Source organism: Frankia sp. CcCS3 (assembly GCF_977927575.1).
This window is the reverse complement of sequence record NZ_CDWRCL010000154.1, coordinates 1-555: the sequence shown is the minus strand read 5'-3', so window position 1 is coordinate 555 and position 555 is coordinate 1. Positions and strand designations below refer to the sequence as shown.

The 555-nt window shown below is 66.5% G+C and carries 1 protein-coding gene; it reads right to left on the bottom strand.

Translation table 11 applies throughout. The features are described 5' to 3' along the window. Positions 1 to 401 (bottom strand): SAM-dependent methyltransferase (locus tag AC08OQ_RS13630; RefSeq protein WP_476612095.1); only part of this gene is annotated, 401 nt, incomplete at its 3' end. Positions 402 to 555 lie beyond the last annotated feature (154 nt).

Below are 555 nucleotides of genomic sequence, written 5' to 3'. Positions count from 1 at the left end.
TTGGTGGCGCCCTCCGGGGTGCTGGTGAGCAGCGCTCGGGCATGCACCAGAACAAGAGGGGCGTTGTCGACGTAGACGATGCGCGATTCCGGTGCGATCTCCTGGGCGACCTCATGGGTGTTTCCGGCGGTGGGCAGCCCGGTCCCGATGTCGAGGAACTGACGGATACCTGCCTCGCCGGCCAGGAATTGCACGGCTCGGGTGAGGAAACCCCGGTCGGCGCGGGCGGTGTCGACGATGTGCGGAAGTATCTGCTGGACCTGGTCGCCCACCGCGCGGTCGGAGGCGAAGTTGTCCTTGCCACCGAGCCAGTAGTTCCAGACCCGGGCGGTGTGCGCGACATCCGAATTGAATTGGGGCTTCTCCGCCAGCCCCTCGGGGGCATATGCGTCGTCGGTCATGGTCGGGTCCTTCCTCCGCTTCGGTGGATTCTGCCTGGTGTGAGCGTAGTCCTCTGCCCGCTCGTCACCCGGCGCCGGTTCGCCGGTCCGGTGCGGCGTCCCGACAACCAGCCCGGGACCGTCCCTCTCGCGTAAACATTCACGTAGATTCGTG